Source organism: Microcoleus sp. Pol12B3, from assembly GCF_036701355.1.
Taxonomy (GTDB): domain Bacteria; phylum Cyanobacteriota; class Cyanobacteriia; order Cyanobacteriales; family Microcoleaceae; genus Microcoleus.
The window spans coordinates 1-17,282 of the sequence record NZ_JAUBQS010000089.1 but is presented as its reverse complement, the minus strand read 5'-3'; the positions used below and the strand labels follow the sequence as shown (position 1 = coordinate 17,282).

The 17,282-nt window shown below is 46.8% G+C and carries 11 protein-coding genes and 1 pseudogene; 6 read left to right on the top strand and 6 right to left on the bottom strand.

Annotated features, from left to right (window positions below; translation table 11 throughout):
- Window positions 1-378: 378 nt before the first annotated feature.
- The gene (locus tag QUA53_RS26655; protein ID WP_333249208.1) at window positions 379-888 is read right to left on the bottom strand and encodes an HpsJ family protein; all 510 of its coding nucleotides are present in this window, start codon (window positions 886-888) and stop codon (window positions 379-381) included.
- 450 nt (window positions 889-1,338) lie between these two features.
- On the opposite strand from QUA53_RS26655, the pseudogene QUA53_RS29380 reads away from it, so the two are divergent.
- The 3 genes and pseudogenes from QUA53_RS29380 to QUA53_RS26640 form a co-directional block, all read left to right on the top strand.
- A pseudogene (locus tag QUA53_RS29380) lies at window positions 1,339-1,638 on the top strand (ISKra4 family transposase); the annotation flags it as partial.
- Between the two features lie 385 nt (window positions 1,639-2,023).
- Window positions 2,024-3,511 (top strand): polyphosphate:AMP phosphotransferase, encoded by a 1,488-nt coding sequence (gene pap, locus QUA53_RS26645; protein WP_333100736.1) that lies wholly within the window; start codon window positions 2,024-2,026, stop codon window positions 3,509-3,511.
- 354 nt (window positions 3,512-3,865) lie between these two features.
- The gene (locus QUA53_RS26640) at window positions 3,866-4,861 is read left to right on the top strand and encodes a YdcF family protein (protein ID WP_333100737.1); all 996 of its coding nucleotides are present in this window, start codon (window positions 3,866-3,868) and stop codon (window positions 4,859-4,861) included.
- Here QUA53_RS26640 and QUA53_RS26635 read toward each other — a convergent pair.
- On the bottom strand, window positions 4,858-5,199 hold the full coding sequence (locus QUA53_RS26635) for a hypothetical protein (RefSeq protein ID WP_333100738.1): 342 nt from the start codon (window positions 5,197-5,199) through the stop codon (window positions 4,858-4,860). The two genes, QUA53_RS26640 and QUA53_RS26635, sit on opposite strands and share 4 nt — an antisense overlap.
- Before the next feature lie 449 nt (window positions 5,200-5,648).
- On the opposite strand from QUA53_RS26635, the gene glsA reads away from it, so the two are divergent.
- On the top strand, window positions 5,649-6,575 hold the full coding sequence (gene glsA / locus QUA53_RS26630) for a glutaminase A (protein ID WP_333100740.1): 927 nt from the start codon (window positions 5,649-5,651) through the stop codon (window positions 6,573-6,575).
- A 155-nt stretch (window positions 6,576-6,730) separates the two neighbouring features.
- On the opposite strand, the gene QUA53_RS26625 is transcribed toward glsA, so the two are convergent.
- Window positions 6,731-8,545, bottom strand: coding sequence for an adenylate/guanylate cyclase domain-containing protein (locus QUA53_RS26625; protein WP_333100743.1), 1,815 nt, complete (start codon window positions 8,543-8,545; stop codon window positions 6,731-6,733).
- Window positions 8,546-9,114: 569 nt separating this feature from the next.
- The gene (locus tag QUA53_RS26620) at window positions 9,115-10,221 is read right to left on the bottom strand and encodes a FecR domain-containing protein (RefSeq protein WP_333100745.1); all 1,107 of its coding nucleotides are present in this window, start codon (window positions 10,219-10,221) and stop codon (window positions 9,115-9,117) included.
- A 670-nt stretch (window positions 10,222-10,891) separates the two neighbouring features.
- On the opposite strand from QUA53_RS26620, the gene petP reads away from it, so the two are divergent.
- Both petP and QUA53_RS26610 read left to right on the top strand, forming a co-directional pair.
- Entirely contained in the window at window positions 10,892-11,092 is a 201-nt protein-coding gene (gene petP, locus QUA53_RS26615) for a cytochrome b6f subunit PetP (protein WP_333070922.1), read from the top strand.
- 249 nt (window positions 11,093-11,341) lie between these two features.
- Complete coding sequence (locus QUA53_RS26610; protein ID WP_333100746.1) at window positions 11,342-12,436, top strand: Get3/ArsA fold putative tail anchor-mediating ATPase NosAFP; 1,095 nt, start codon at window positions 11,342-11,344, stop codon at window positions 12,434-12,436.
- Between the two features lie 273 nt (window positions 12,437-12,709).
- On the opposite strand, the gene QUA53_RS26605 is transcribed toward QUA53_RS26610, so the two are convergent.
- Window positions 12,710-14,776: an elongation factor G gene (locus QUA53_RS26605; RefSeq protein ID WP_333100747.1), complete on the bottom strand. Its 2,067-nt coding sequence runs from the start codon at window positions 14,774-14,776 to the stop codon at window positions 12,710-12,712.
- 303 nt (window positions 14,777-15,079) lie between these two features.
- A complete protein-coding gene (locus QUA53_RS26600) occupies window positions 15,080-16,993 on the bottom strand; it encodes a heavy metal translocating P-type ATPase (RefSeq protein ID WP_333100748.1) in 1,914 nt (637 codons plus the stop codon).
- Window positions 16,994-17,282 lie beyond the last annotated feature (289 nt).

The window sequence follows — 17,282 nt, the reverse complement described above, 5'->3', positions numbered from 1 at the left end:
CTTTATCTTTACTCGTGTTACGATTCAATTACAACCGTGTCTGCGATTCGATTACAACCGTGTCTGCGGTTCTATAGTCTGCGATCTACGGTTTGAGCGCCTGACTCTTTTAAGATACAAGGGGCGGGCTGCGCTAACGACGGATTTGCCTCATTCTAGGTTTTGGCGATCGGCAATAAACAAGATTTATTACCGATATCTTTTGAAAACAAGAAGAGGGAGCGCTCCCCCCAAGGAAATTTCCAGAGTTTGAGAGTCTTCTTCACCACTTCTGAGCCGACTGCGTGCACAGGGCGAATCTTAGTGCTCAACAACGCTCTCCGGGTGCGCTAGGCGCACCTTACTAGCTCAAAACTCTCCACTTAAAACTCAATACTACTAGCGAGCCCAGTCAGTACCGCGCCACAGCGTAAAAAACAAAACACTAGAAATCAGCGCGCCCAGCAGCCACTTAACAGCATTTTTAAATAACCCCACGCGCTGATTTGACTGAACCGCAGCACTTTGCGTCTGTAATCGTTCCTTAGCCGGAGTAATTCTCGAAAGAATTTGCTCTTTCAATTGCTGTGGGTTTTGCGTATCCGCTTGTACCCCCAAACGGGTAAGTTCCCCCGCCAAATTCCTTGAATCTTCAGGACTACCGTTCTTTAGCCGAGCTTCCACCTGCTGCAACTGAGCTAATTGTTGGTTTGCTTGAGTAGTAATTTGCTGGTTGTTTTGGTTGTTGACATAGATAGTGCCAAAATTCCCAAAGGCAACATCAAGAGAAAAAGTAGACCTAGCAGCAGACAAACCCAAGACAAAACCTTCAAAAAAACCTCTTCCAAACCTCTGCGATCGTACCCTTCTCCAAAAAATATCAGCGCCATTGGACTTAAGATCGCTCATTTGAGTCATTGTCAAGTACAATTTATACCAAATTAGATGAGCTTACCCTGCGGTTCCATCAAAGACGCAACTCACATTAGCACATTATCAAAAATTTGAGCGACAGCAGCAAGAATAGACATTACTGAGCTGAGTGTAGATGGTGGAAAAATAAGATTGATAACAGCAAAAGGAGAAAAATCCGAGTGGAAAGACTATAAAGCAATTGTATCAGAAGTAGGGATAGTAGCTAGTTTTGAACAAAATGAAACGCTCATTGATTGAGCAAACGAACAACCTTTAGCAAAACCTGTAACTTGTTTGGGAGATGGGCATGATGGAGTAGGGAATATATTCAAGGAAATCAGCAATAAACAAGACAGAAGAGAAATTTTAGATGGGTATCATTTGAATGAAAATCTACAGAAAGTAGGGGGTTCAATGAGAAGACTAAAACAAGCCGAAAAATATTTGGGGCAAGGAGATATAGAAAGTGCAAAACCGTTATTGACAGAATTAAAGAAAGAAACAGCAGTGAATTTTTGCAGATTTTGAGAAAAGCATCAAGGAAGGATTGTCAATTATGAAGTACTTCAGAAAGATCAGGTCTGCTCAATTGGCTCTGGGGCAGTAGAATCAGGAATTAAGCAAATATCGAGACGGGTTAAAATATCTGGAGCAAGTTGGAAAAAAGAAAATGTGGGGCAAGTTTTGGCTCATCGATGTGCTTACTTAAATGGGTTAATTGGCAAGTCGGGAAAAGCTGCCTAGGTATTTGTATTTATTGCAAAAGTGACACGATCCCAGTTGTCACCCCCACCGGGTAGTTGATTTTTACTTTTGCTCTGTTTTACAATAAATCATTTCTCAGGGATTTGTGGCTCCTCCTGTTAACTCGCCCGATCGGGGGAGGGGAGAAATTGAACTTATTTAAAAGTCCCCTATCTCAACTATAACCTGACCTGTTTTTTTTTGCAAGTTTGAGGTGAGGAGAGTTTTGGTAGTAGGGACGGGAGCAGGTTTTTGAGGGGAGAAGTATCGCAGTTTTAACCGACCGTAACAGTAGTTACTATCACTTTTTTACCTGATTTTAGCTGGGATTTATCCAAACATTAAACTAACATTAAACTAGATTTCGGATTGGTAGAAGGTAAATATGCTTGACAACCTGGATTTAAACATTTCCCTAGATAAAGAAACCTACGATGCCAAGATAGAAATTTTAATGCAACAGTTGCGATCGCTCCAACTGGCCTGCAGAGAAAAAAAATTGCCCGCAATTATCGTCCTCGAAGGTTGGGCCGCCGCCGGCAAAGGCGCTTTAGTCAAACAAATTGTGGGGTATATGGACCCGCGGGGGTTTGCCGTCCACCCAATTTGGCCGCCGTCAGATGTAGAAATGGGCTATCCTTTCCTGTGGCGGTTTTGGCAGAAACTCCCCGCCCGTGGCAAAATTGGTTTTTTCTACCACAGTTGGTACACTCACATTTTAGAAGACCGATTGTTCGATCGAGTCTCCGACGCCCAAGTACCCACAGTCATCAGGCAAATCAACGCCTTCGAGCGGCAGATGGTAGATGACGGCGCGGCAATCGCCAAATTTTGGATTCACCTGAGCAAAAAAGAACTCAAGCACCGGCTCAAAAAACTAGAAGACGACACCTTACAAGCTTGGCGAGTGCGACCCGAAGATTGGAAACAAGCCAAAAAATACGAAGAATACACAACTTTGGCCGAAGAAATGGTAGCCCAAACCGGCACGGGTTCCGCACCTTGGACGCTAGTAGAAGGCAATTGTCAACGCTGGGCGAGAGTCAAAGTTTTAACGCAAATGGCAGCGACAATTACAGAAGCCCTAGACAGACTGCCGATGCAATCTGCACCCGTGAAATTGCCACATCAAGAAAGGTTGCAACCCACCGAACCCGACTTGCTGGCCCAAGTAGATTTAACTCAATCGCTGTCGCCCGACGAATACAAAGAGCAACTTCGCGAGGAACAAACCCGTTTTGGCAAACTGCAACAAAGCATCTACGAAGATGAAATTCCCGTGTTAGTGCTGTTTGAAGGTTGGGACGCCGCAGGTAAAGGAGGAGCAATCAAACGCTTGACCGACGTATTAGACCCCCGCAGTTACACTGTTAATGCCTTTGCGGCCCCGACAGACGAAGAAAAAGCGCACCACTACCTGTGGCGGTTCTGGCAGCGGCTGCCAACTGCCGGTAAAATCAGCATTTGCGATCGTAGTTGGTATGGTAGAGTGCTGGTCGAGCGAGTCGAAGGATTTGCCACTGAACCCGAATGGCGGCGAGCTTATCAGGAAATCAACGAATTTGAGGAGCAACTCACCAGTTTCGGTTGTGTCTTAGTTAAATTCTGGCTGCACATCAGTCCTGACGAACAGCTAAAGCGGTTTACAGAGCGGCAAAACAATCCATTTAAACAATACAAACTCACCGAGGAAGATTGGCGGAATCGGGAAAAGTGGAATTATTATGAAGTAGCGGTGAATCAAATGATTCAGCGCACCAGCACGCCGCTAGCTCCCTGGACGCTAATTGCGGCCAATAACAAGTATTATGCTCGTGTTAAAGTAATTCAAACGGTAACGCAGGCAATTCGGAATCAACTGAAGCGCCGATAAATTGGGATTGGTGAATCGGTAACAGGTAATGGGGAAAAAAGTAGGCAGAACAAAGCAGGCTTGAATTGTCAATTCCACCTGCGGCGTGCTCGATCCATTACCAATTACCAATCAACTATTACCAGTTATCAATTACCAATTAACTGTCAGCAATCTGTGACTGGAAGTAGCGGGTTTCACCCTGCAACCAATGGTTGATAGCTGACCGGAATCGAGCATTAGGATAAATGCGATCGGGCTGCGTTATTGGCGACCGTTAAAAACTCACCAATTCCCGTATTTCCTCCCGCAGTTAAATTCGCGCTCGTTTCCAAAACTTCTGTACTAATTTATGAAGACACAGAATATTGCAAGATGCCAGAACTGTTAGCTCGCATTCTATTTCTATTCCTCCTGTTCTCACTGATCAAATCGTGGTGGGATCAATCAGGGGGCAAAGACAATCCTTTATTAGATCGGCTGCGCGTTTTGCTGCTGATCAGCCTTTTGATTCTAGCTTTTTTTGCACCAGACACCCCGGTCGGAGCAGCGATTTTCGGGCTCATAGCCTTCTTCTTTAAGCCGCTGGGTTTTTCAATCACGCTGCTGGTGATTGCATCCGCGCTGATCACGAACGGGGGCATCCGCAACCCGGCGCCGAGAATGATCCTGGCAGCGCTGCTAGTTTTGATCCTTTCGAGTATGCCAGTTGTCGCTTACTGGTTCGCGGAGCAAGCAGAACGGGATGCCGCTGCGGCCGTGCGGACAGTTTGCTGCGACGAAACCGCAGCGGCGATCGTGCTGCTGGGCAAGGGAACCACTCAGCCTCACATCCCCAACCGAGTGGCGATTCAACTAACAGATACTGGCAATCGCCTGCCCTATGCTGCCGTTTTGTACAGAAAACAACTAGCACCCATGGTCATCGTTACCGCTGGCCCCAGACCAGAGTTGGAGGGTTATGTTGGCGAAGCTAAGGATATCGAGACTTTGCTGGCAAACAACATGGGCGTGCCGCGCAGCAGTATCGTTCTTGACGATAACGGCAGCAACATACGCACCAGCGCTGAAGAGGTGAGAAAGATACTCGACAGCCGTGGCGCTGCGCGTAAAGTAATCTTGGTAACATCTGCTATTCAGATGCGCCGTGCCAGCCTCGCTTTTGCGAATATGGGAATTCAGGTGATTCCTAGGGCTACCGACTTCTACACTTTTCAACCCACATCAGGAGGGAGATCCAGTAGACTCCGCTTAGACGCGGGAGATTTTTTGCCTAGTGCAGAAGCTTTGGTAACTACGACGCGAGTATTCGATGAATATTTCGGGTCTTTCTATTACTATTTGCGCGGCTGGCAGGCTCCCAGGGCCTAAAGTGGCAAGTTGCTGGTGTTTTTCTTAGGCAACAGCGACTGCTCCCCAGATTGGTTTAACATCTGATGAGAAGAAGACCTTTGTGGGGAGCTGTATTTTTTTCTCATTCCGGCGGGGTCGCCGACAATCAAGTTTGCCATGAATGCAAACAATACCCAAAAGATAATTGGCTCCCACTGGGATTTTGTGGGCTTTGCTTCAGGGGTTTTGACAGATTCAACGTTGACTTTGATATCTAGTTTACCTTCTATTTCTTTGCCTTTGAGAACCCCGTCGTTGCACACACCCTTAAAAATCATGGGAGCGGGTTTTGGTGCTTCTGCTTTCGCTTCTGTCATTTTTTTATCTTGGTTTTGGTAGATCCGGTTGGATAGTACATTCTTAAAGGTTCGGGGGTTTTCCGGACAGGATTTGGCGAACTCTGAAAGAATTAAGTTGAATATGTACCCCGCCCCTTACAGGGGCTTAGACATCAGAATCTGAAGGCATTTCAAGCTAGTGCTTGTTTGTTTTGTGTAGCAGCATTGCCTTGAAGCTGCTAATTATCTATCTGGATGAAGGAGAGGTTTTTATGCAAAGTACAGGTTTTTTATGAAAAATTTATTTTCTCCCGGCGCGCCGAAACGTCAATAGCTTGATGTTCGAGCTTGGTTTCTGTCGCCCAAGCAACCCGGTTTCTGGTCACAGAGAGCTGAAGTGACGAAATTCGGTTAATAAACCGGGTTTCTGGCTCAACATCGCGCCAGGAATGCCAATCTAAAATTTTAAATAATCTAAATAATCGATAGTGCAAATATCCACCAGCAAACTATCTTGCCTGCAACCCGAACAACTGGCAGCTTGGGCAAAAGAGGCAAAAAATCGCAGTAAATCCGGGCAAATTCCCGCGTACATACCTCTCCTTGCACAAGCAAATAGACAAGGCTTTGCCGTGCAAATTCGGGAAATTGACGGTAAAATTTTGAGCTGGGGTAGTATTTCTCAAACATTCCCGCTGATGAGTGTAGTCAAGCCCTTAGTGCTGCTTTATTTGCTGTGCCAATTGGGAGAAAAAACGGTTTTTGACTGGGTGGGCTGCGAGCCTTCGGAACTGCCTTTCAATTCCTTAACTCAACTCGAAATAGACCAAGGGAAGCCGAGAAATCCGATGATTAATAGCGGGGCGATCGCCCTAGCGTCTTTGATTCCCGGTGAAAATGCTGTGTCGCGCTGTCAAAACTTGCTCGATTGGTTAAATCAACAGGCAAACAGTCAGTTATTTGTTGACGAGTTAATGCTCGATTCAGTGAAGACAAATCCGAATCAAAATAATTGGAATCTCGCCTTAAAAATGGTAGAATCGGGTTATCTTCAAAACGCGGAAATTGCTTTAGAAACATACAATCGCGTCTGCTGTTTGTCGGGAACTGTGGAAGATTTAGCTAAGCTGGGGATGGTTTTGGTAAATAGTGGCGATCGACAAATCGGCGAAAACTGCCGTACAGTCAAAGCACTGATGGCAACTTGCGGCTTGTATGAAGCATCCGCCCGCTTTGCCCTGCGGGTGGGGCTGCCGGCTAAGTCGGGAGTTAGCGGGGCAATGCTTTCGGTAATTCCGGGTCAAGGTGCGATCGGCTTTTACAGTCCGCCCTTGGATAAAGACGGAAATTCTATCGGTGGCTTATTTCTGTTAGAAAAAATAGCTAAAACTCTGCGACTGAGCGTATTTGATTAGATTAAGAATTACGCACGGTTGGTCAGGGTTTCAACTTCGATCGACCACCGGGATTTGTTGCGAGAATATTTCGTGAATGCTGGCATAAACTGCCAAAAACCCAGTTTCTTTGGTTTTGATACGTAAGTCCTGAACCAATGCCCCATGCCCAATAACTAATGCTTTTCACCCAAAATAGCATAAACCACAGTCTCTTCTTTTTTGCCGCGCAATTGAATCGAGCCTACTTTTTGGCCTTCGTAGCGATCGCGCACGTAAGCAAAAGTCCTCGCCGTCACCAATAAATTAAAAGGACTGTCAGAAACAATTTCCTTATTCATCGCCTCCAATCTAGCAGCAACATTGACAGCATCGCCGATCACAGAATAATTCAAACGCCGGGAACCGCCGACGCTGCCCGCAACTAACTGTCCGGTATGCAAACCAATACCAAACTTAATTAAAGGTTTGCGTTCACTTCTAAGCTGCTGGTTAAGTTGGTGCAGGCGTTCGTGCATCGCAATACAAGCCGCAACTGCATTCAAAGCATCTTGTTGAATTTGTCGATATTCGGTATGGCAAAAAGGTACCCCAAAAACTGCCATAATTGCATCACCGATGTATTTATCTACAACACCGCCGTGATCCATAATACAGTTAGTCATCGCTTCCAAATAATTGTTCAACCAGGTGAGTAAATCTCGCGGTCGCATTTTTTCTGAAATCGAAGTAAAACTACGAATATCCATAAACAGCACCGTTGCTGTAAGTTCTTGAGGTTCAAGTTCTCCCTGTTCAAATATCTCAGCTTTGCGTTCCCAAATAAGCTGAGCTGTCTCCGGAGCGACGTGCTTTTCAAATAACCTCATCAACTGCTGTTTTTCGTACTGTTCCCGCAGTTGCAAAGCAGTGCCAGCTAAAATGAGAGTGCCGATAGGTGCAGCAATCGGAACCCACCAAAAAAAGAAGCCAAATAGCAAAGCAGCAGCCGCAATCCAAACAACAGGCAAACCGAGAGCGATCGCAATTCTTTCTTGAACACCTCGCTTGTACAGAACCAAAGCGGTAAGAGGGCCAATACCCAATAATAACAAAATTTCTAGCAGTACCGGCAGCCGCTGCAGCAAGCGTTGATTGAGCAAATTGTCAACCAATGCTGCATATAAATAAACCCCAGCCGTAGTCTTGTTGAGAGGTGAAGATATGGGGTCTAAACCCGTAGCAACTATGCCAACTAAAACTAACTTATTGGTCAGAGCGTCTGCAGGAATTCTACCTTCTACCACATCAACAAAAGCATAGGTAGATAGATTTTCTGTTTTCCCCGGCCAGTTAATCCAAACTTTTTTTTCCTGCTTATTTTTTGACTGTGGAAGCAATACTGGATCTTCGGGGTTAACAGCATTGTACCTGTGAGTCATGGCTAAACCGAAATTAGGAATGCCGTTGAGAAAAATTTTTGACTCGCGGCTAATACCGTCGCTATCGGCTTCTTGGCTGATGTGGCCGACACCTGCGGCGGCTGCTTTTAAAGATGCTACGGGTTCTTCTTTGAGGGTTCTAGGGAGTACAACTTTGCCGTTGGCGGCAATTGCCGCGGCTAAAATATCATCTTTAGGGCTTGGATCGAGGAAAAGAATGTCAAAACCAACGGCTGTGGGGGGAGATTTTTTGAGCGCTTCTAGCAGTTGGGCGTAGCGGTTGCGAGGCCAAGGAAATTGACCGTATTCCTGCAAGGAATGCCGTTCGATCGCAATTACTACAATTCTCTGATCCCATCCCGGATTTGGAAAAAATCCCGATTCTCGAATTTGAAATAGTGTTTTGTATCCCAAATATTCAAGGGGTTTCCACATTCCAAATTGCAGCATGGCGACAGACATTATACCTACTACTGCTCCTGTCATCCAGGGAGGGTTTGTGGCTATATAGTGCCGCAGGCCGAGCAGTTGATTTTGTTTGAGATGATCCATCCATTTTTTGAACTTCATGCAATTAATTTTACGCAATCATTGACATTAGACTCCGATTTTCGATAAGAGTTATATCCATCCTCAATGAGTCGTAAATTTTTTACCCCATCTCAACCCTCCCCCGATCGAGGGGAGGGAGTAAGAAATTCACAAATGATGCGAGGATTACTATATATCAATTCCGGTTGCACTCCTAGGGATTGTTAATTTTTGACAGTTTACTCTTGACTCGGTATCTGAAAACTGAATGGTTGAGTCTTAACTGTTGACTCAATTTGATTATTTATATGGAACCGGAACCCCTAGTATAGTCATGAAGTTTTACAATACCGTAATGGCGAAAGGTTAACGCCAAGTTTCTTTATTTTGACAAATCTGTTGGGCATCTAAATTATATTTGTAGGCGGGCGGGACACCTCACAATAATTGCATTAAACTTGACTTTAATATTTAGACGCGACTTGGCTGACGAAGTTTCATCGCGAAATGCTTCGCCCCTCTATGAAATAATCAACTCAAATAAGACTTACGATCTAACTTACTTCCTCAGAGACTGCCCGCGCACTTTACTCGCGACGATAAGTTTTTTAGGGAACTGCGAGGCTATAATGCCGTTCTGTGATTGACGGGCCTCGGACTACGATTTTGAGACGGCGGCTTGGAGGTAAAATTCCTTGGATTTTGAAGTTGCCATTTCGATCGATCTTAATCGCTTCGTTGTTGACATAAATTATGTCGATCGGGTTAATTTGACCGCTGAGGTGATAGATATTGCCACTGAGTCTCCACAACCTGCGGACTTTGAGTTTAGCTAGGCGAGGGCTGGCTGAGGGCGCCACGGGCGAGGTTTGAGGGAAAATTGTGGTGGCGTTGCCACTGTTGACAACTACTTCCGAATCGATGTTGCCGGATACTACGACTGCACCTTCAATAGTTTGGACGGCGGTTTTGCCGCCACCAACGCTGACGCCAAATGATGTGCCGCGAACTCCGGCAACGCCTTCTGGGGTTTCAACCCTGACTGGGGCGGTTTTGGCAGAACTTTTTTGTTGGGCAATTTGACTGGATTTGCCGAGTCCGCTGAAGGTATTGAGGGCGACTATTTGGTTTGGGGGGATAATTGTTGAGGTGTTGGCTGCGGGAGTTGTCGCAGCAGTTTTGCCGATCGACAACCTGACTCGCCCCCTGCTGACAAAAATCACTGTGTCTTTTTTGCCACCTGCACTGCTTGACAAATTCGATATTCTGACTGCGGTTTTTTCGGTCACTTCCACGATGCCGGTGTGGTTGTCGATGCCTAAACGGGCTGTGGAATCGGGGCCGGTGATGATTTCGTCTCCAGGGGCGAGTAGCCGATCGCCCACAACCGCCGGCCGCCCTTTAAAGGTGACTGTACCGCGAATTTCTTCTATTTCAAGCGATCGTCCGGCCGCTGTTCCCTGGGCGTTTATCGTCTCTGCTGGGGATGAATTAGCCGCCACTGTTGCCGGATTTGTTGGAGATTTTGAGGCTGTTGGCAGTGCTGGCGGTCGATCGACGGAGATAATTTTAGTAGGGTTCGACGGCTGTTTGGGGGATGGATAGAGCGGACTGGCGATCGTCCCACGACCAAGCGCCAGACAGGCGAACACAGCTAACGACAAACTTAGGAGCGGAATTTGGGTCGAGCGGCCACAGGTAAAAATTTTATTCATAATTTCAATTTTGTCATATTGAAGTTTCTAGACTTCCTTTCCTGTATCAGACACCCTAAATCCGGCAATAGTTAGACTTTTTATGCCGTAACACAGCAGCAAAAATAAACTTTCTCAGCCTGAAATTTTAGCATTAAATCTTTTTTTTATTGTCAGATTGTAGTAAACTGTTACAACAAGACTGTTTACTACAATCTGACCTTCGGAAAATTTTGCAATCCAGACTCCAAGTGCTTTACAGCATTGATGTTAGCCAATATCAACGTTAGAAATAGAAGATTTATATATAGCAAACCTAAAATTAATTACTGCTTCTGAATGCCTTTTGGCTTCTGCCGGAAGGATGACTAATTGGAAATAAATCCTGTAGTTGTGGCAATTAATAAAAAGATTGTTTTTGCGAAGGGATAAAAAATAATTATCTCCGTGGTGCGCGAGGCTCTGGAAGTTGAGCTTGCCGCTGTGGAAGCTGATGAGGCAAACCCAGGCGAATCCGGGTAGACGATTGACCAACCGCGACTAGAATACCGTTTTTTAGGGAAAGTTGGTCGAAATTTCGATGGAAAATCATAGTGAGCGATCGCTTGCGGGTGTTGCTGTTCCGAAGTAGACGCCAAACTGTAAAATAAACGGTTGTATATAGGTTATATAGAGCAGGAGAACAATTTCAGTGGCAATAGAAGTAGGTCAGAGAGTGAAGGTGCGCCGTCTCAGAGATCGGATACCTGCCAATATAGTGGGCAAGATAAAGGAGAATCCAGTAGGCACTGTTGACGGATTCAAAATGGTTGACGGTAGCGGAGTAGGCGTGGTTGTCAAGTTTGATGGTTTTGCGACTTGGTTCTTTGAAGATGAGCTAGAACCCGTTTAAAAGATGTAGAAGGAAGAAGGAAGTTCGGCAACGGATTCGCTCGACGGATGTAACGGATGTAACGGATGTAACGGATGTAACGGATGTCAGTCCGATGGAAGAAGGAAGAGGAAAAATTTTCCCAATTCTTTCCCTCTCCCACTCTCCCACTCACCGACTCTCCTCTTCCTCCATTCTCCCTCTTCCCCCACTCTGGCTGAAGGTTGCGCTTAAATGTTAAAGAGTAAGCTTTGGCAGTGAGAACAGAAAATGGCTTTGATTTTGACATTTTTGGGCAAAGGCGGCACTGGCCGCAGTACGATCGCGATCGCAACAGCTAAAAAATATGCGGCTCAAGGCAAGCGAGTTCTGCTGCTCGGCCAAGATCCGGGACCGGGATTGGGAATCCTGCTGGCAACTCCTCTGACTTCCACTCCCCAAGAAATAGCCCCGAATTTGAAAGCAGTTCAGGTGCAAAGCGCGCCGCTGCTAGAACGCAGGTGGGACGAAGTTAAACAACTAGAAGCTCAATATGTCCGTACTCCTTTTTTCAAGCAGATTTACGGTCAAGAATTAGGAGTTTTACCGGGAATGGACAGCGCGCTGGCGTTGAACGAACTTCGGGAATACGAGGACAGCAAACAATACGATGTAATTGTTTATGACGGCACCGGCGGCATGGATACGCTGCGGATGCTGGGAATGCCGGAAATTTTGAGTTGGTATATCCGCAGGTTCCGCCAAGCTTTGGTAGATTCGGATTTGGGTAAAGCTTTGTCGCCTTTTATTCAGCCGGTTTTCAGTACCGTGTTGACGGTGGATTTGTCTGGGGATAATCCTTTTCAATCGACTAAGCAAGTCGATAATCTTTTGGATAAGGGTAAGGAAGCGCTGGCCGATCCGAACCGCACTGCGGCTTTTTTGGTGACGACTGGGGATGCAAGCGCGATCGCAACTGCCCGCTATCTGTGGGGAAGTTCTCAACAAATTGGCTTGACTGTGGGCGGTGTCATTGTCAATCAAGCATCGGTTACAGAAGCTATTACTGCCGATTTTGAGCCTTTGACGGCTGTTTCGGTTCCGTCGCACAGTGACAATAACTGGCAGCCGCTAATTGATGCTTTGCCAGATTTTTCTGAGGCGGCAAAAGCTCCTAAACCGATTAACATAAATATTGCACAGCGTCAAGTTAGTTTGTTTTTGCCTGGGTTTGACAAGAAAGAAATTAAATTGATTCAATCCGGGCCGGAAGTAACGATCGAAGCGGGCGATCAGCGGCGCAATATTTTGCTGCCTCCGGCGCTAACTGGGAAGTCTGTTACTGGTGCTAAGTTCCTGAACGGTTACTTGATTATTTCTTTTTAGGGTAAGGAAGAAGGCACGACACGGATTTTGACACGGATACACTGATGAATTCCCTGGTTCCCAGGCAGAGCCAGGGCACCGATGTCTAGAGGCTCTGCCTCGATTGCGGAGGAAAATTGGAGGCAGAGCCTCCGGATCTGCGTTACCAGGCAGAGCCTGGTAACAAGTGGAACTGAATAATCCGACAAATGGAAATCGATCGCAATAAACTTTAATGGCAACTCGTGCAAAAACCCGGTTTCTTGAAGAAACCGGGTTTCTTAAGACAATTACCTAGCTTTTACCGTTACCGTTTCCATTGCCGCCGGTTGTTAGCAAAACCCGCTTAGCTAAAGGTTCCGGCACTTCTTGCAATCGATCGAACTCCCAATTAAAAAATCCTACTCCCATTGTCTGCGATCGCAATTCTACGATCAAATTCTGCATTTCTGCGATCGGCAAATAAGCCGAAACAGCATCCCATCCCTTCCAGTCTTTGTTACCTTCGTAGCCGAGAATTTGGCCGCGGTGTCCGCTGACCAACTGCAACACCTTTGATGTACACTCGTTCGGAGCGCAAATTTCAACTTTGGCGATCGGCTCCAGCAATGCCGGTTCGCACTTCGCCATTCCCTCCTGCATCGCCAAACGCGCCGCTTGCTTGAAAGCTTGTTCGGAACTGTCAACGGTATGATAGGAACCGTTCGTCAGCGTCACCGCTACGTCTACCACCGGGAAACCCAGCGGGCCGCGATCCAAATACTCGCGCACTCCCACTTCTACGCCGGGAATGTACTGTTTTGGGACGACGCCGCCGACTATTTTGTCGTTAAAGGTGAAACCTTCTCCGCGAGGCTGCGGTGTAATATCGAGGTACACGTCGCCAAACTGTCCGTGTCCGCCGCTTTGGTGTTTGTAGCGCCCGTGGATGGAAGATGCAGGTTTGCGGATGGTTTCTTTGTACGGCACTTGCGGTAAGTGAGTCGCCATCGGCAAGTTATACTTGCGGCGCAACCTGTCTAAAGCTACTTTCAGGTGGATTTCGCCTTGACCCCAAAGTATAATTTCGTGAGTGTCGCCGTGCTGTTCCCAGACTAAAGATGGGTCTTCTTCTAGCAATTTAGCTAAAGCGGAACTCAGCTTAACTTCATCGTTGCGCTTTTCTGGGACGATCGCCAGTGCGTAGACAGGCGGGACGATTTCGGCTTTTGGCAATTCTTCCGATCGGTCTAGCGCCAGCGTATCGCCTGTTTTTACGCCTTCTAGCCTTCCCACAGCCACAATTTCCCCCGCGCTGACAGACTGCAAACTTTGCGTTTGCTGGCCGGTCAAGCGGTACAAACCGTTAACTCGAACGCCGTTCAAAATTGCTCCGTCTGCCAGCGTCCCCCGCCACATTCTCACTAACGATAGTTTACCTCCCTGCGGCGTGTAATAGGTTTTCAGGATTTGAGCCAGAACTTTGTTTTCACTTAGTATAATGCCTCGGCGATCGGCTGTAGTTTCCGGTGTCGGCGCTTCCCTCAGCAAAGCTTCCAGCAGAGGCCGCACGCCGAAATCTTGTTCTGCCATGCCGATGAATACTGGCACAATTAAATCTGCGCCTAATTCCATCTTTAAGTCGCGGGTAATTTCTTCAGCGTCGGGATTGATTTCTTCGAGCAATTCTTCGAGTAAATGGTCGTCAAAATTCGCCAATTCTTCGAGCATTTGCTGCCGCGCTGCGCTTTCTTGTGCTTTGAGGTGTTCTGGAAGCGGGACGGGATCTGCGGCGGCGCCCGGATGGTAGTGGTAAGCTTGTTCGGTTACTAAGTCGATAAAACCGATGATTTGTTCGTTTTTGCCGATCGGATATTGGTGAGGTACGATCGGTCTAGTGGAAACGGATTTGAGCGCGTCGATCACGTCGGTGAAGTTGCTGCCGCAAGTGGTTTCGTCTGTGCAAGCCCGATCGATCTTGTTGATGAAAACTAGGTGGGGAATTTCCCAATCGTCGAGGAATTTAAACAGGGGTGCGAGGGTTAAAGTGCGATCGGCAACGGGTTCGCAAACAATTATCGCCGCATCCACACCAATCAGCGCACTGTAAGTTTCTTGGACAAATTCTACCGATCCCGGACAGTCGAGAAATGTGAAGCGGACACCTTCATATTCAGCGGTGGCGGCGTTTACTTCTACGCTCATTTTGCGATCGCGCGCTTCCAGCGAACTATCACCTATTGTGTTGCCATCTTTGACATTTCCTTTGCGGGTAATTGTCCCTGTCACCGACAGCAAACTTTCGAGCAGTGCGGTTTTACCGCTTAAATAAGGGCCAACAATTGCAACGTTCCGCGTGGCCCCAAGGACTTTTTCGTTCATATTGCCTCCAACAGAAAACTTGTTTTCCATTGCTCTTGGTGCAATCTGTTCTATACCATTTTCTAGACTTTTTCTAGGTTAATTTTTATTGCAGTTTCGAGCAATTTCAGATTTTGGTATGATTCTATACTTTTGACGCTAGCGTATTTTGAGTGACGCCAACACAAATTGTAGTTTTTCTTAATATTTTGAATTTTTACGCGCAGATTAATGCAGATTAACGCGGATAAGACTCTCGTTCCCAGGCTCTGCCTGAGAACGTATTTCTAGAGGCTCGGCCTCGATTTTAGCGGTTTTTAGTGTCTAATTTCTCAGCAGTCGCAAACCGCTTAAGGTTACTATTACTGTAGAGCTTTCGTGACCGATGACGCCGAAAGGCATGGTGATATTTCCGAAAAAATTAGCAGCCAATAACAGCACAATGCAACTGAGTGCAAAAACAATGTTTTGTTTGACAACATTTTGAGCGCGGCGGCCCAAACTAATTGCTTTACCTAGTTGCTCTAATTTATCTGCCATTAATACGATATCAGCAGTTTCTAAAGCAACATCGCTGCCGGAAATTCCCATCGCAATGCCGACGGAAGCTTGAGCGAGGGCGGGGGCGTCGTTGATGCCGTCTCCTACCATTGCTACAGTTTGATACTGGGTTTGCAGTTGTTTAATTGCCTGCACTTTGTCTTCTGGCAAAAGTTCGGCGTACACTTCATTGATGCCTAATTGACGGGCGATGTGTTGAGCTGTTTGCTCGTTGTCGCCGGTTAGCATAATTATATGTTCTACGCCTAATTTTTGCAAGCGTTTTACCGTTGCTGCTGCTTCGGGGCGCAGGGTATCTGCTACTGCAATGATTCCCAAAAGTTGCTCGCCCTTTGCCACCCAAACAACTGTTTTACCTTCGGCTTGCAACTGCTGGCTGATTTGAGTTAATTCGGAAGTTGCTTCGACAAAATTGGCTTTACCAATGGCAATGATTTGATTGTTGACTTGGCCGATAATTCCTTGACCGATTTTTGCTTGTACGTCGGTAGCGGTTGACAATTGTAACTGTTGTTGCTGGGCGGCGCTGACAATTGCGTGGGCGATCGCGTGTTCGGAATGAGCTTCTAGGGCTGCAGCCAATTGCAGAACATCTGTTTCAGTATATCCGGCTGCTGGTACAATTTGGATAACTTCAGGTTTTCCCGTGGTGAGAGTTCCGGTTTTGTCAAAGGCGATCGCCCTGACTTTACCAATCATCTCTAATTGCGCGCCACTTTTAAACAAAATCCCCTGTCTCGCCCCATTAGCAATTCCCGAAAGCAGCGCCGGCATAATCGAAGCCATCAGCGCGCAGGGGGATGCAACTACTAGGAAAATCAGCGCCCGATAGATTGTCTCTTCCCAATTCCAGCCCAAAACAAAGGGCGGTAAAATTGCCAGCAGCAAGCCTAAACCGACAATTAATTTGGCATAACCGCGCTCAAATTTTTCCACAAACATTTGAGAAGGCGGCGCTGCTGTTTGCGCTTCTTGGACTAGCCGAATCACTCGCTGAATCAAGCTGCTTTCTGGAGTTTTATGAACTTCGAGTTTCAATGCGCCGGCACCGTTAATTGTACCTGCATAGACTTCATCGCCCCTGGTTTTTTCCACGGGCATCGACTCGCCGGTAATGGAGGCTTGATCGATCGCACTGTAGCCTTCAATAATTATCGCATCTGTGGGGATGATTTCTCCGGGCTTGACTAAAATGCGATCGCCAATTTCCAATTTGTCGATCGCAACGAACCGTTCCCCGCCGTACATTACCACCCTAGCAGTATCCGCAGTCAAACTCATCAAACTGCGGATGCTGCGTTCAGTCCGCTGCATAGCATAACCTTCAAGCGCGCCGCTAATTGCAAAGATTAAAATCAGCACCGCACCGTCAACAATTAAATGATATTCTTGCCGCCAGAGCCCCAAACCGGCCGCGCCCAAAGCAGCGACAATCATTAACAAATCTACATCTAATTCGCGTTCTTGAAAAAGCGTAGTTAAGCCTTCGCGGGTGCTGGAATAGCCACCGATAACATAAGCCGCGGGTAAGATTAACACGGCTACACCCAGCCAGCCGAATTGCAGGGCTAGCGAACCCAAGATTACTAGAATTCCGCACAGGGCGGCAGTCACAGCATCTGGATGTTCTTCGGCGAGGCGCCAGAGGCGAGAAATAGGGAGGGAATTGGGAGTCATGGGGGAAAATTTGATAGGGTAGATGACTCCTTTACCCTAAACCTTGACATTAGTGTCAATGTCAAGAATGAAACCAAAATAAATCCAGCATCAACTCGCCCCTCGTTGAGTCCCAGAGTCCGACAGGGAATGAATTCCCTGTCTCATAGCGCAAGTCCTCTGAAAGAGGACTCAAGAGAGTTGAGAATTGAATTTAATGTTTTAGTCGGTTAAAACTGAGATCTTGCACCATTCTCAATTAGCCATACGGCCAACCACTAACAGTGATGTCAAAACCCTGCTGACGAGC

What these genes read in the sequence shown, in the direction of transcription:
- QUA53_RS26635 (WP_333100738.1), bottom strand. Translation starts at nt 5,199, where the DNA reads ATGACAGAAGCGAAAGCAGAAGCACCAAAACCCGCTCCCATGATTTTT.
- QUA53_RS26600 (WP_333100748.1), bottom strand. Translation starts at nt 16,993, where the DNA reads ATGACTCCCAATTCCCTCCCTATTTCTCGCCTCTGGCGCCTCGCCGAA.
- pap (WP_333100736.1), top strand. Translation starts at nt 2,024, where the DNA reads ATGCTTGACAACCTGGATTTAAACATTTCCCTAGATAAAGAAACCTAC.
- QUA53_RS26620 (WP_333100745.1), bottom strand. Translation starts at nt 10,221, where the DNA reads ATGAATAAAATTTTTACCTGTGGCCGCTCGACCCAAATTCCGCTCCTA.
- QUA53_RS26655 (WP_333249208.1), bottom strand. Translation starts at nt 888, where the DNA reads ATGAGCGATCTTAAGTCCAATGGCGCTGATATTTTTTGGAGAAGGGTA.
- QUA53_RS26605 (WP_333100747.1), bottom strand. Translation starts at nt 14,776, where the DNA reads ATGAACGAAAAAGTCCTTGGGGCCACGCGGAACGTTGCAATTGTTGGC.
- QUA53_RS26610 (WP_333100746.1), top strand. Translation starts at nt 11,342, where the DNA reads ATGGCTTTGATTTTGACATTTTTGGGCAAAGGCGGCACTGGCCGCAGT.
- QUA53_RS26625 (WP_333100743.1), bottom strand. Translation starts at nt 8,545, where the DNA reads ATGAAGTTCAAAAAATGGATGGATCATCTCAAACAAAATCAACTGCTC.
- QUA53_RS26640 (WP_333100737.1), top strand. Translation starts at nt 3,866, where the DNA reads ATGCCAGAACTGTTAGCTCGCATTCTATTTCTATTCCTCCTGTTCTCA.